11 protein-coding genes are annotated in these 14101 nt (G+C 71.0%); 4 read left to right on the plus strand and 7 right to left on the minus strand.

The genetic code is table 11. The annotated features are described in order from the left end of the window. The coding region (locus tag IFT36_RS05450; protein ID WP_374058386.1) for an ADP-dependent NAD(P)H-hydrate dehydratase at positions 1 to 500 on the minus strand (500 nt) is incomplete at its 3' end. A 68-nt stretch (positions 501 to 568) separates the two neighbouring features. Between IFT36_RS05450 and IFT36_RS05455 the strand changes: the two genes are divergently transcribed. Together IFT36_RS05455 and IFT36_RS05460 are read left to right on the plus strand one after the other, a co-directional pair. Further along, complete coding sequence (locus tag IFT36_RS05455; RefSeq protein ID WP_123570291.1) at positions 569 to 1204, plus strand: HAD family hydrolase; 636 nt, start codon at positions 569 to 571, stop codon at positions 1202 to 1204. Then, a complete protein-coding gene (locus IFT36_RS05460) occupies positions 1201 to 2346 on the plus strand; it encodes an NADH:flavin oxidoreductase/NADH oxidase (protein ID WP_200412605.1) in 1146 nt (381 codons plus the stop codon). The genes IFT36_RS05455 and IFT36_RS05460 overlap by 4 nt, the downstream gene beginning before the upstream one ends. 125 nt (positions 2347 to 2471) lie before the next feature. Here the strand turns inward: IFT36_RS05460 and IFT36_RS05465 are convergent, their stop codons facing one another. The 3 genes from IFT36_RS05465 to guaB1 all read right to left on the minus strand — a co-directional run bounded on the left by IFT36_RS05465 (position 2472) and on the right by guaB1 (position 6554). Further along, complete coding sequence (locus IFT36_RS05465; RefSeq protein WP_056046041.1) at positions 2472 to 3512, minus strand: hemolysin family protein; 1041 nt, start codon at positions 3510 to 3512, stop codon at positions 2472 to 2474. After that, positions 3509 to 4960 (minus strand): hemolysin family protein, encoded by a 1452-nt coding sequence (locus tag IFT36_RS05470; protein ID WP_173151029.1) that lies wholly within the window; start codon positions 4958 to 4960, stop codon positions 3509 to 3511. Before IFT36_RS05470 ends, IFT36_RS05465 begins: the two co-directional genes overlap by 4 nt. A 157-nt stretch (positions 4961 to 5117) precedes the next feature. After that, entirely contained in the window at positions 5118 to 6554 is a 1437-nt protein-coding gene (guaB1, locus tag IFT36_RS05475; protein ID WP_200412606.1) for a GMP reductase, read from the minus strand. A 122-nt stretch (positions 6555 to 6676) separates the two neighbouring features. Here guaB1 and IFT36_RS05480 point away from each other — a divergent pair, with 122 nt between their 5' ends. Next, complete coding sequence (locus IFT36_RS05480; RefSeq protein WP_200412607.1) at positions 6677 to 10450, plus strand: multifunctional oxoglutarate decarboxylase/oxoglutarate dehydrogenase thiamine pyrophosphate-binding subunit/dihydrolipoyllysine-residue succinyltransferase subunit; 3774 nt, start codon at positions 6677 to 6679, stop codon at positions 10448 to 10450. A gap of 677 nt (positions 10451 to 11127) precedes the next feature. Here the strand turns inward: IFT36_RS05480 and IFT36_RS05485 are convergent. From IFT36_RS05485 to IFT36_RS05495, 3 genes are read right to left on the minus strand one after another with little or no spacing between them, the layout of a single operon-like run. Further along, complete coding sequence (locus tag IFT36_RS05485) at positions 11128 to 11568, minus strand: GNAT family N-acetyltransferase (RefSeq protein ID WP_173151032.1); 441 nt, start codon at positions 11566 to 11568, stop codon at positions 11128 to 11130. A 60-nt stretch (positions 11569 to 11628) separates the two neighbouring features. Next, entirely contained in the window at positions 11629 to 11874 is a 246-nt protein-coding gene (locus IFT36_RS05490) for a zf-HC2 domain-containing protein (RefSeq protein WP_043593711.1), read from the minus strand. Continuing rightward, positions 11871 to 12557, minus strand: a complete 687-nt coding sequence (locus tag IFT36_RS05495) for a sigma-70 family RNA polymerase sigma factor (RefSeq protein ID WP_082460271.1) — start codon at positions 12555 to 12557, stop codon at positions 11871 to 11873. Before IFT36_RS05495 ends, IFT36_RS05490 begins: the two co-directional genes overlap by 4 nt. Before the next feature lie 96 nt (positions 12558 to 12653). Here IFT36_RS05495 and aroA point away from each other — a divergent pair, with 96 nt between their 5' ends. Beyond that, positions 12654 to 14069, plus strand: a complete 1416-nt coding sequence (aroA, locus tag IFT36_RS05500) for a 3-phosphoshikimate 1-carboxyvinyltransferase (RefSeq protein ID WP_200412608.1) — start codon at positions 12654 to 12656, stop codon at positions 14067 to 14069. Positions 14070 to 14101: the final 32 nt, after the last annotated feature.

Genomic DNA, 14101 nt, shown 5'->3' on the forward strand with positions numbered 1-14101 from the left:
CGCTCGGCGGCACCGGCCGGGTCGGCGGCCACGTCGGCGACCTCGCGGCCCGAGGCCTTCGCCAGCTCGCGGAAGTGCGGCGTCAGCACCACCGGCCCGGTGGCCTGCTCGCGGAGCGACAGCGCTCCGGCGTCGAGCACGAGCGGCAGCCCCGAGGAGGCGCCGGTCGCGAAGCCGTCGCGCGTCTCGTCGTCGAGGTGGTCCGGGTCCACGCCCGAGCCGAGCAACCACGCCTGCACGCGACCCGGGCTCGTCACGGCCTCGGGCCGACGGTGCAGCACGAAGTCGGAGGCGCGGGCGGGGCCCAGGTACCGCAGCATGCCGACGCCGGTGTGCAACGCGGCCTCGACGCCGAGCACGGCGGCGCCCGGGTAGGCGCTCGAGCCGGTCACGACGCCGAGCACGCCTCGGCTGTACTTGTCGTCGTCGACCGCCGGCACGGCGGTCTGGTCGGCGGCGTCGGAGGGGGTCCAGTCGGTGAAGCGGGTGTCGGAGGTCACGCCCCGACGGTAGTCGGCCGAGCCCCGCCCGGCCCCGCCCGGCCTGCGCCCGCCGATACGGTGGGTCGATGAGCATCTCACTCCCCGGCCGCACCGTCGTCTTCGACTACGGCGAGGTGATCGCGCGGTTCCCCGACGACGCGTCGCGCCGCCGCCTCGAAGAGCTCGCGGGCGTCGACCCGGACGTGCTCTGGCCCAGCTACGGTCGCCACCGCCACGCCCTCGACCGCGGCACGCTCAGCGCCGGGGCGTACTGGCGGGCCATCGCGGCCGACACCGGCGCCGACTGGACCCGCACCCGCGTGCACGAGCTCTGGGCCGCCGACTTCCCGTCGTGGTTCGTGCCCGAGCCCGGCACGCTCGAGGTGATCGCCGACCTGGCCGACGGCGGCACGCGACTGGCGATCCTCTCGAACGCCGGTCTCGACTTCGCGTCGCCGTTCCGCCACTCGCCCCTCGGCGAGCTGTTCGAGCAGGTCTTCGTCAGCGCCGAACTCGACGACCTCAAGCCGTCGGCCACGATCTTCGAGCACGTCCTCGCCGAACTCGGAACAACGGCCGCCGACACGGTGTTCATCGACAACAGGTCCGACAACGTCGAGGCCGCCCAGGCGCTCGGGATCATCGGGCACCTGTTCACCGGGCCCGAGCCGCTCCGACGCTTCGTCGAGGGGCTCGCGACCCTCCCCACCGAAAGGCGATGACCACACTCGTGACGAACGCAGCACAGACGGCACCCGCCCCCACGACCCCCTCCGACTCCCCCGTCGGCCTCTTCGACCCCATCACCCTGCGCGGCCAGGCCTTCCGCAACCGCCTCTGGGTCGCGCCGATGTGCCAGTACTCGGCCGAGCTCGAGGACGGCGTCCCCACCGACTGGCATCTCGTCCACCTGGGCTCGCTCGCCCGAGGAGGCGCGGGTGCGGTCATCGCCGAGGCCACGTCGGTCACGCCCGAGGGTCGCATCTCGCCGCAGGACCTCGGTCTCTGGAACGACGCCCAGGTCGAGGCGTTCCGCCCGATCACGTCCTTCATCCGCTCGCAGGGTTCCGTGCCCGGCGTCCAGCTCGCGCACGCCGGCCGCAAGGCCTCGACCTTCCGCCCGTGGAGCGAGACGCAGGGCACCGTCCCCGCCGAGCAGGGCGGCTGGACCACGGTCGCTCCGTCGGCCGTCGCCTTCGAGGGCTACGACGAGCCCGTCGCGTTGACCACCGAGGCGGTGAGCGACCTCGTCGAGGCGTTCCGCGTCGCCGCGCGCCGCTCGATCGACGCCGGCTTCGAACTGATCGAACTGCACGCCGCCCACGGCTACCTGCTGCACCAGTTCCTCTCGCCGCTGAGCAACTCGCGCGAGGACCAGTACGGCGGGTCGCTCGAGAACCGTGCGCGCTTCCTGCTCGAGGTCGTCGCGGCCGTCCGGGCCGAGGTCGGCGACGAGTACCCGTTGCTCGTCCGTTTCTCGGCCACGGACTGGGCCGACGGCGGCTGGGACGAGGACGACACCGCCACCGTCGCGGCCTGGGCGCACGAGGCCGGCGCCGACCTGTTCGACATCTCGACCGGCGGCCTCGTCGCGGGCGTGAGCATCCCCGTGGGCCTCGGCTACCAGGTGCGCTTCGCCGAGCACGTCCGGACGCAGGGGCGCGTCGAGACCGGCGCCGTCGGCCTCATCGTCGGCGCCGAGCAGGCGAACGAGGTCGTGGCCAGTGGCCAGGCCGACGTCGTGCTGATGGCGCGCGAGTTCCTGCGCGACCCGCACTTCCCGCTCCGCGCCGCGGCCGAGCTCGGGATCGAGCTCGACTACACGCCGCCGCAGTACCAGCGGGCACCGTTCCGCGCGCACTGAACCGGGCGCGGCCGGCCGAGCACGGCCAGCCGCCCGGGGGCCGTGACGGTCCCGGACGACGCGACCCGCGCCTCCTCACCCCTCGGGGTCAGGAGGCGCGGGTCGTGTCGTCTGCGCGGGCTCGCTCAGCGACGCCGGGTCGCGTCCTGGACCTCGCCGATCAGCTCTTCGAGGATGTCCTCGAGGAACAGCACGCCGCGCGTGGCACCGGTTTCGTCGAACGAGCGGGCGACGTGGACGCCGCTGCGGCGCATGGTCGCCAAGGCGTCCTCGAGCTCGGTCCCCTGGAAGATCGAGATCAGCTGACGGATGCGCTTCGGCGGCACCGGGTCGGCGAACTCGTCCTCGTCGAGGTCGATGACGTCCTTGAGGTGCAGGTACCCCGTGGGGTCGCCGCCGTCGTCGACCAGCACGTACCGCGAGAAGCCGCGTTGGGCGACCGCCCGCTCGACGTCGTGCGGCGTGGCGTCCTCGGGCAGGGTGACGAGCTCGGCCATCGGGACGGCCGTCTGCGCGACGGTCTTCTCGGTGAACTCGAACGCCGCGCGCACCGTGCCGGTCGCGTCGGTGATCATGCCCTCGCGCTGCGACTGGGCGACGATCGTCGCGACCTCGTCGACCGTGTAGGCGCTGGTCGCCTCGTCCTTTGGCTCGACCTTGAAGGCCCGCAGCACGGCGTTGGCCGAGTGGTTGAGGGCCAGCACGACCACGTGCAGCACGCGCGCGATCGCCACGAGCGGCGGGGCCAGCAGGAGGGCGGCGCGGTCCGGGAGCGAGAACGAGATGTTCTTCGGCACCATCTCGCCGAACACGACGTGCAGGAACGACACGAGCACGAGCGTGATGACGAAGCCGACGACGCTGACCAGCTCGGGGCTGAGCCCGGTCCAGGCGAGCGGCCCCTCGAGCAGGTGGTGGATCGACGGCTCGGACACGTTGAGGATCAGCAGCGAGCAGATGGTGATGCCGAGCTGCGTCGTCGCGAGCATCATCGTCGCGTGTTCCATGGCCCACAGCGTGGTCTTCGCCGCGCGACTGCCGGCCTCGGCCTTGGGCTCGATCTGCGAACGACGAGCCGAGATGACGGCGAACTCGGCGGCCACGAAGAACGCGTTGCCGGCCAGCAACACGACGAGCCAGACGATGCCCCACCAGTCGCTGCTCATCGGGTCACCTCTTTCGTGCGGACCGCGCGACGGTCGTCCTCGACGCCCGTGCGCACCTTCTCGGGGAGCACCTTCGGGTCGCGTCGGCCCGACCGGTCGCGCTCGTCACGCCCGTCGCGGCGGCCCGGCTCGGTCGCCGTGGCCTCGACCACGTCGTCGGGCGTGGGAGTGAAGCGGATGCGATCGATGCGCCGGCCGTCGAGCCGCTCGACGCGGAACGCGCCGTCGTCGGTCTCGACGACGTCGCCGACCTTGGGCAGGCGGCCCAGCTCGCTCATCAGCCAGCCGCCGACGGTCTCGTAGGGGCCGTCCTCCGGCACCTTGACCGAGGCGCGCTCGAGCAGCTCGTCGGGACGCAGCAGACCGGGGAAGGTCAGCCAGTTGCGCGACCGGACGACGTCGACCCGGCTGCGGTCGTGTTCGTCGCTGACCTCGCCGACCAGCTCCTCGATGAGGTCCTCGAGGGTCACGACACCGGCGGTGCCGCCGTACTCGTCGACGACGACGGCCATCTGGTAGCCGCGACCCCGCACCTCGCCCAGCAGGTTGTCGAGGGTCATCGTCTCGGGGACGCGGACGGCATCGGTCAGCAACGCGGACACGGGCACGTCGGCCCGCTTCTCGCGCGGCACCGAGACGGCCTGCTTGACGTGGACCAGGCCCACGACGTCGTCGATGCCGTCGTCGGTCACCGGGAACCGCGAGTAGCCGGTGCGTCGCGCCAGTTCGAGGACGGTCTCGGCGGAGTCGCCGCGCGCGACGGTCGAGAGCCGGGGCCGCGGGGTCATGACGTCGGACGCGGTGTGGTCGCTGAACACGAGCGTGCGGGCGAGCAGGGTCGCCGTGTCACGGTCGAGGCTGCCCTCCGTGGCCGAGCGTCGCACCAGCGACGACAGCTCTTCAGCCGTCCGGGCACCCGACAGCTCTTCTTTCGGTTCGATGCCCATGGCGCGCAGCACGGCGTTGGCCGTGTTGTTGAGCAGGGCGACCGCGGGCTTGAAGACCGTGGTGAACAACACCTGGAACGGGATGACCAGCTTGGCCGTCTTCAGCGGCAGGGCCAGGGCGAAGTTCTTGGGCACGAGCTCGCCGATGATCATCGACAGCAGGGTCGCGACGACGATCGAGACGATCGGGGCACCGACCGCGACGACCCCCTCGGGCACGCCGACCGCGGTGAGCGGCGGCGACAGGAGGCGCGAGATCGCGGGCTCCATCGTGTAGCCGGTCAGCAGGGTCGTCAGTGTGATGCCGAGCTGGGCGCTCGACAGGTGCGTCGACGTGATGCGCAGCGCCCCGATGGTCGGGGCGAGCCCCTTCTCACCTCGGGACTGACGGGCCTCGAGGTCGGACCGGTCGAGGTTCACCAGCGAGAACTCGCTGGCGACGAAGAGTCCGGTGCCCACGGTGAGCAGCAGGCCGAAGGCGAGCAGTATCCACTCGTTCACCGGGTTCCGTCACCCCGCTCGGAGGGCATGGCGCCCGAGGTCGGGAGGCGCGGCGTGCGATGGTGCGTGGGTGCGGTCGTCTGAGACGGAGGGTCATCCATAGACGGGAGATCTTACGGCACGTGCACGCTTTCCGTCGCGCGACCTCGGCCCCGTCTCACCAGCTGACGGGGAGCGCCTTGCCCTCTTCGTAGCCCGCCGCCGACTGGACGCCGACGAGCGCTCGCTCGGCGAACTCGGGGACCGACCGAGCCCCCGCGTAGGTGAACGAGCTGCGGACGCCCGAGGTGATCATGTCGAGGAGGTCCTCGACTCCGGGACGCAGCGGGTCGAGGTAGATCTTCGACGACGAGATGCCCTCGGCGAAGAGCGTCTTGCGGGCCAGTTCGTAGGGGTCGAGGCGCTCGAAGCGACCGCGTACGGCCTTGGTCGAGGCCATGCCCCAGCTCTCTTTGTAGAGGCCGCGCTCGTCGCTCGCCAGCTCGCCCGGCGCTTCGATGGTGCCGGCGAACCACGATCCGATCATCACCGACGACGCACCCGCCGCGAGGGCGAGCGCGACGTCGCGGGGGTAGCGCACCCCGCCGTCGGCCCAGACGTGCGCGCCGAGGGAACGGGCGGTGGCGGCCGTCTCGAGCACGGCCGAGAACTGGGGACGGCCGACGGCCGTCATCATGCGGGTGGTGCACATGGCGCCCGGCCCGACGCCGACCTTGACGATCGAGGCGCCGGCCGCGACGAGGTGGCGGACGGCCTCCTCGGTGACCACGTTGCCGGCGACGATCGGCAGGCCCAGGCCGAGGGCCGAGACCGCCTTGACGGCCCGGATCATGCCGTCCTGGTCGCCGTGGGCCGTGTCGATCACGAGCACGTCGACGCCCGCGGCGGCGAGTGCCCTCGCCTTGCCGGCGACGTCGCCGTTGATGCCGACCGCCGCGGCGACGCGCAGCCGACCGTCGGCGTCGACCGCGGGCTGGTAGATCGTCGATCGCAGCGCGCTCTTGCGGCTCACCGTGCCGACGACCCGACCGTGCCGCAGCACGGGCGCGAAGTGGATGTCGGCCGCGACCATGCGGTCGAACGCGTCTCGGGGGCTGTCGACGTCGTCCGCGTCGAGCGAGGTCAGGGCGCCGTGCAGCAGGTCGCCGAGCACCGCGTCCCGCGGGGCCGTGGCCAGGCGCGAGGTGGCGATGCAGCCGAGGTACGCCCCCGTGCCGTCGTGCAGGACGATGCCGTGGCCCTCGACGGCCGGGACGACGGACAGCGCCTGCTCGACGGTCTGCCCCGCGTCGAGCGAGTAGGGCGTGTCGTAGTCGACGGGCTGGTCCTTGACCCAACGGATCGCGGCGTCGAGGTCTTGCAAGTGCATGTCCTGCGGCAACACGCCGAGGCCGCCCCGACGCGCCAGCGTCGCCGCCAGGCGCGGGCCCGTGACCGAGTTCATGTTGGCCGACACGATCGGGATCGTGGCACCGGTGCCGTCGCCCGGGGAGAGGGACACGTCGAGCCTGCTGGTGATCGACGACCGGCTCGGGACGAGGAACACGTCGGAGTAGGTCAGATCGTGCGTGGGGGTCGTCTCGTAGAACCGCATGGGTCCACGGTAATCCCTGTGAGTCGTCCCGCCGAGGACCGGCCGTTTGCGCTTAAGGTGGAGGAGGTGGGCGTCGCAGCCCACGCACTGATCAACAATCAACGGAGAGTGGGCGATCGGCTGTGTCAAGCCACGTGACCGGTACAACTGACGACGGCGCTGCAGCCGAGTTCGGGGCCAACGAGTGGCTCGTCGACGAGCTCTACGAGCAGTGGGTGGTCGACAAGAACTCGGTCGACGAGTCGTGGTGGCCGATCCTCGAGGCCTACACGCCGCCCGAGGGCGGATCAGCCCCCACGTCGCCCGCCGCCCCGTCCGTCGAGACCGCACCCGCGCCTCCTGCGTCGTCCGCTGCCGCTCCGGTCGCTGAGGCGACCGCACCCGCCGCCGCTGCGACCGCCGTCCAGAAGGCCGCCGCGCGCACCACCTCGGTCGAGCCGGCGGCGAAGCCGATCCCGGCCCAGGTGCCCGACAAGGCCAAGGCGAAGCCCGCCACGGCCGGCGAGCAGCCCACGCCCGAGGCCGAGAACGTGGTCTCACCGCTGCGCGGCATGGCCAAGTCCCTCGCCACGAACATGGACGCCAGCCTCACCGTGCCCACCGCGACGAGCGTCCGCACGATCCCGGCGAAGCTGATGATCGACAACCGCATCGTCATCAACAACCACCTCAAGCGCGCCCGCGGCGGCAAGGTGTCGTTCACCCACCTGATCGGTTGGGCCCTGGTCCAGGCCCTGAAAGAGTTCCCCAGCCAGAACGTCTTCTACGACGAGGTCGACGGCAAGCCGTCGGTCGTCACCCCCGCGCACGTCAACCTCGGCCTCGCGATCGACATCCCGAAGCCCGACGGCACCCGGGCCCTGCTCGTTCCCGGCATCAAGAAGGCCGAAGAGATGCACTTCGGCGAGTTCCTGACCGCCTACGAGGACATCGTCAAGCGCGCCCGCGACAACAAGCTCGCCGCGGCGGACTTCCAGGGCAACACGATCTCGCTGACCAATCCCGGCGGCATCGGCACCGTCCACAGCGTGCCCCGCCTGATGAAGGGCGCGGGCGCCATCATCGGTGCCGGTGCACTCGACTACCCGGCCGAGTTCCAGGGGTCGGCCTCGAAGACGCTCGTCGAACTGGGCATCGGCAAGACCATCACGCTCACCAGCACCTACGACCACCGGGTCATCCAGGGCGCGGGCTCGGGCGAGTTCCTCAAGAAGGTGCACGAGCTGTTGATCGGTCAGCGCGGCTTCTACGAGGACATCTTCGCGGCGCTGCGCATCCCCTACGAGCCGATCCACTGGAACGCCGACATCAACGTCAACCTGGCCGAGCGCGTCAGCAAGACGGCCCGCGTCCAAGAGCTGATCAACAGCTACCGCGTGCGCGGCCACCTGATGGCCGACATCGACCCGCTCGAGTACCGCCAGCGCACGCACCCCGACCTCGCGATAGAGAGCCACGGGCTCACCTTCTGGGACCTCGACCGCGAATTCGTCACCGGTGGCCTGGGCGGCCGCACCCACGCCCTCTTGCGCGACATCCTCGGCATCCTGCGCGACTCGTACTGCCGCACCATCGGCGTCGAGTACATGCACATCCAGGATCCTGCGCAGCGCAAGTGGATCCAGGACCACCTCGAGGTGCCCTACACGAAGCCCTCGCACGACGAGCAGATGCGCATCCTCGCGAAGCTCAACGAGGCCGAGGCCTTCGAGACCTTCCTGCAGACGAAGTACGTCGGCCAGAAGCGCTTCAGCCTCGAGGGCGGCGAGTCCACCATCTCGCTGCTCGACACGGTCATGCAGCACGCCGCCCGCGAAGGCCTCGACGAGGTCGCCATCGGCATGGCCCACCGCGGCCGCCTCAACGTGCTGACGAACATCGCCGGCAAGACCTACGGTCAGATCTTCCGCGAGTTCGAGGGCACGCAAGACCCCAAGACCGTGCAGGGCTCGGGCGACGTCAAGTACCACCTCGGCACCGAGGGCGAGTTCACGAGTGCCGTCGGCGAGACCATCCCCGTGTACCTGGCCGCGAACCCGTCGCACCTCGAGGCCGGAGACGGCGTGCTCGAGGGCATCGTGCGCGCCAAGCAGGACCGTGGGACGCCCGGGGCCTTCAGCACGCTGCCGATCCTGATCCACGGTGACGCGGCCATGGCCGGCCAGGGCGTCGTGGTCGAGACGCTGCAGATGTCGCAGCTGCGCGGTTACCGCGTCGGCGGCACCATCCACATCGTCATCAACAACCAGGTGGGCTTCACCACCCCGCCGTCCGAGTCGCGCACGTCGGTGTACTCGACCGACGTCGCCAAGACGATCCAGGCTCCGATCTTCCACGTGAACGGCGACGACCCCGAGGCCGTGGCCCGCGTCGCCGAGCTCGCGTTCTCGTACCGTCAGCAGTTCAAGCGCGACATCGTCATCGACCTCGTGTGCTACCGCCGACGCGGTCACAACGAGGGAGACGACCCCTCGATGACACAGCCGCTGATGTACAACCTCATCGAGCAGAAGCGCTCGGTGCGCACCCTCTACACCGAGGCCCTCGTCGGCCGTGGCGACATCACGCAGGACGAGTACGACGGCGCCCACCGGGACTTCCAGGAGCGCCTCGAGCGCGCCTTCGCCGAGACGCACGCCGCGCAGACCGGGTCGACCCCCGTCGTGACGAACGACGACGGCGACGTCGCCGACCTCGAGCGTCCCGTGGCCCAGCAGGACGACGCCCGGGGCGAACCCGAGACCACGGGGGTGTCGCTCGAGCTCGTCCACGACATCGGTGACGCCCACGACAACCCGCCGGCCGGGTTCTCGGTCCACCCCAAGCTGCAGCAGCTGCTCAAGAAGCGCGTCGACATGAGCCGCAACGGCGGCATCGACTGGGCCTTCGCCGAGCTGCTGGCCTTCGGCTCGCTGCTCACCGAGGGCACCCCCGTGCGCCTCGCGGGCCAGGACAGCCGACGCGGCACCTTCGTGCAGCGGCACTCGGTGCTGCACGACCGTGAGAACGGCCAGGAGTGGCTGCCGCTGCAGAACGTCGCCGACAACCAGGCGAAGCTCTGGATCTACGACTCGCTGCTCAGCGAGTACGCGGCCATGGCGTTCGAGTACGGCTACTCGGTCGAGCGGGCCGACGCGCTCGTGCTGTGGGAGGCGCAGTTCGGCGACTTCAGCAACGGCGCCCAGACGGTCATCGACGAGTTCATCTCGTCGGCCGAGCAGAAGTGGGGTCAGCGTTCGAGCGTCGTGCTGTTGCTGCCGCACGGCTACGAGGGGCAGGGCCCCGACCACTCGTCCGCCCGCATGGAACGCTTCCTGCAGCTCTGCGCCGAGGACAACATGACGATCGCGCGGCCGTCGACACCCGCGTCGTACTTCCACCTGTTGCGCCGTCAGGCCTACGCCCGCCCGCGTCGTCCGCTCGTGGTCTTCACCCCGAAGGCCATGCTGCGGCTGCGAGGAGCGACCAGCGGGGTCGACGCCTTCACCTCGGGTCGCTTCGAGCCGGTGCTCGACTGCACTAGGGTCTCCGAGCCCGAGTCGACCAAGCGCGTCGTGCTGCACAGCGGCAAGATCCACTACGACCTCTCGACCGAGCTCGACAAGCGAGGCGTGCAGAACGACGTCGCGCTCGTCCGCCTCGAGCAGCTCTACCCGCTGCCCCTCGACGAGATCCGCCGCGTGCTCGACCGCTACCCGTCCGCCGAACTCGTCTGGGCGCAAGAAGAGCCCGAGAACCAGGGGGCCTGGCCGTTCGTCGTGCTCGAGCTGCAGAAGCACCTCGATCGACAGATCCGCGTGGCGTCGCGTCCCGCGTCGGCTTCGCCGGCCGCCGGCTCGAACAAGGCGAGCGCTGCGCAGCAGGCGACCCTGATCGCCGAGGCACTCGACCTGTAGGCGGTCCTCGCCCGCACGACCGTGGCCGCGCCTCCTTCAGGAGGCGCGGCCACGGTCGTCTCGCGCGTCGGCAACTCAGGAGAAACGTGCCCGCCGGGGACTGTCCTGGGCGGAACGGCGGCAAGAGTCCTGACTTGCCGACGCGGATCGATTCGGGGCCGCGGGACGGGCCGACGGACGGCGCTTGCACCGGCCCCGGTCCGCCCGGGTTCGAGTCCGCGCCCCGCTGTCGGCAACTCAGGACTCCTGCTGCCGCAGCGGGCGCAGACACCCCGATGTGCAGCCGTTCTCCGGAATTGCCCACACACACGCCTGCGACGAACGGCGCCCGCATCGACATCGCACCGGCACCGGCACCGGCACCGGCACCGGCACCGGCACCGGCATCGGCATCGGCATCGGCATCGATGGTCGACCCCGGGAGCGGACCCGTGCCGCCTGTCGGCAATTCAGGACTCCTGCGAGCGCAGTCCCAGTCGAGCCGCGTCACGACGACACCGGCCAGGAGTTACCGGCGCACGACGCACGAGGCACGACGCGTCACCCGCGACACCGCTGGCCGCGGAGGGAGTCGGCACCGCGGCGAGGGATCGCGCCTCAGGGCTGGGCCGTCACCGGGACGGCGCGGCCAGCACCGGGAGGGCGGTCAGCGTCAGGAGGCGACGGGACCGCCGCGGTCAGATGAGCTTCGAGTAGCGGACGCCGGCCTCGTGGTAGCCGCGCTTGCGGTAGAAACGGTTGGCCGAGTCGGTCGCGGCAGCCGAGACGGCGTTGAGAACGCGCGCCTGGTGCCCGCGGGCCCAGGACTCGAAGTGCCCCAGCAGGTACGAACCGACGCCGTCGCGGCGGGCCTCGGCCGACACGACGAGCAGCAGGAGCTCGGCCGTCGGCGCGTCGTCGTTGTACGCCCACACCACGTGACCGCCGGCCACGGCGGTGATGCGCCCGTCGTCGCCACGGACGACCCACGTCTCGTGCCCCGCGTCGGCCGTGAGCCGCGTCAGGCGCGCGGACAGGACGTCCGCGTCGAGCGTGTAACCGAGCAGGCCGATCAACGACACGAGGTCGTCGAGGTCGCTGGTGGTCGGGATGCCGAGGGGCTGCACCGTTGCGGTCATGCCACGACGCTAGCGCAGCCGTTCGTCATGTGACGACCGGCCGGGCACGGAGCGCGACGACTAGCGGTGGGCGGACTGCAGCTCGCGCAGGCGCGCGAGCACCGTGGCACGCAGGTCTTCGGGTGCCGTCTCGCGGCAGGCCCGCTGGACGGCCTCGGTCAGCACGACGCCGACCTTGTGCTCGCCCGAGCAGTCGCCGCAGTTCGCCATGTGCTCGCGGATGTCGGCCGCGTCCTCGCGGCACAACTCGTTGTGCAGGTAATCTTCGAGCTCGGCCTTGGCCTTGGTGCAACCACAGTCGGTCATTTCTTTCCGCCCTTCGACGAGCCGACGGGAACGGCGATGCCACGATCGCGTGCGTAGTCGGCGAGGAGTTCACGGAGCAGGCGACGGCCGCGGTGCAGGCGGCTCATCACGGTGCCCACGGGGGTCTTCATGATGTCGGCGATCTCTTGGTACGAGAAGCCTTCGACGTCCGCGAAGTACACGGCCATGCGGAAGTCTTCGGGGACCTTCTGCAGGGCGTCCTTCACGGCGCTGTCGGGGAGGTGGTCGATCGCCTCGGCCTCGGCCGAGCGGGTGGAGCCGGAGGCGCGGGTCGCGGACTCGGCGCCGCCCATCTGCCAGTCTTCCAACTCGTCGATCGTGCCCTGGTACGGGTCGCGCTGCTTCTTGCGGTACGTGTTGATGAACGTGTTGGTCTGGATGCGGTAGAGCCAGGCCTTGAGGTTCGTGCCCTGCTGGAACTGCGCGAACGCCGCGTAGGCCTTGACGAACGTCTCTTGCACGAGGTCGCTCGCGTCGGCCGGGTTGCGCGTCATGCGCATGCCCGCGGCGTAGAGCTGGTCCATGAACGGCAGCGCCTGTTCTTCGAACAGGGCGCGCTTCTCGGCGTCGGCGTCGACCGCCTCGAGGGCGGCGTCGACGTCGGCCTCGGTCGGTTCGACGGCGGCGGTCGGTGTGGGCTCGTGGCCCTCGGGGGTGCTCATCAGGGCCGATTCTAGTTCGGCGACGGTGATTTCCCTCGGTGCGAGTGCGACAGGCACAGGTCCTCCAGGTTCTTGCTGCATTACTGTGGTGAACCGATGCAGGTGTACAGGTATTCCGGGCCCGAGTTCTCTCCCTACGGCGACGGGAAGGTTCCCGAGGTCGACGAGGGGCGCTGGGTCGCGCCCACCGCCTCCGGGCCGTTGCGCGCCTCCTCGTCCCTGCCCGGGTCGAAGTCCCTGACGAACCGCGAACTCGTGCTGTCGGCGCTCGCCTCGTCGCCGTCGACGCTGCGGCTGCCGCTCCACTCCCGCGACACGGCGCTCATGATCGAGGCGCTCAAGGCCCTGGGCACGACGGTCGCCGAGTTCCCGAACGACTCCCCCTTCGGCCCCGACCTGGTCGTCACGCCCGGCGAACTGCAGGGCGGCGCGACGATCGACTGCGGCCTGGCCGGCACGGTCATGCGCTTCCTGCCCCCGGTCGCCGCACTCGCCCTCGGACCGGTCACCTTCGACGGCGACGCCGGAGCCCGCAAGCGCCCCATGCGCACGACGATCGACGCCCTGCGCTCCCTCGGCGTCGAGGTGAACGACGACGGCCGGGGCGCGCTGCCCTTCAGCCTCTACGGCACCGGCGAGGTCGAGGGCGGCGACGTCGAGATCGACGCGTCGGCCTCGAGCCAGTTCGTCTCGGGGCTGCTGCTCTCGGCCCCGCGCTTCGAACGCGGCCTCACCCTGACCCACACCGGCGAACGCCTGCCGAGCCTGCCCCACATCGAGATGACGATCGACGCGCTCGCCCAGCGCGGGGTCGAGGTCGCCTCGCCCGCCGTCGGCACCTGGATCGTGCCGCCGACGCCGATCGCAGGGCGCGAGGTCGTCATCGAACCCGACCTGTCGAACGCGGCGCCGTTCCTCGTGGCCGCCCTGGTCGCGGGCGGCACCGTGTCCATCCCGCACTGGCCCGCCGACACGACCCAGGTCGGGGCCGACCTGATCGACCTGCTGCCGCTCTGGGGTGCGTCCGTCACGCTCGACGGCGACACCCTCACCGTCGACGGCGGCGTGGGCCTCGTCGGCGGCGGCTCGCTGCCCGGCGTGGACGTCGACCTGTCCCGCGGTGGCGAGCTCGCCCCGGCGCTGGTCGCCCTCGCCGCCCTCGCGTCGGGCCCGAGCACGATCACCGGCATCGGCCACCTGCGCGGCCACGAGACCGACCGCCTCGCGGCCCTCGCCGCCGAGATCAACGCCCTCGGAGGCGCGGTGACCGAACTCGAGGACGGCCTGCGCATCGAGCCGTCCCCGCTTCACGCGGGCCAGTGGCGCACCTACGAGGACCACCGCATGGCGACGGCGGCGGCGATCATCGGCCTCGCGGTCGAGGGGGTCGAGCTCGACGACGTCCGGGTCGTCGGCAAGACGCTGCCGCAGTTCGTCGAGTTGTGGGACGAGATGCTCGGCCGGTCCGTCCGCCAGAGCCCCGCCGACATCGACCTGCTCGGCTTCCTCTAGGCGCCGGGCCGACGACGATGAGCAGGGCACGG

Origin of the sequence: Frigoribacterium sp. CFBP 13605 (assembly GCF_014839405.1) — a bacterium.
GTDB lineage: Bacteria > Actinomycetota > Actinomycetes > Actinomycetales > Microbacteriaceae > Frigoribacterium.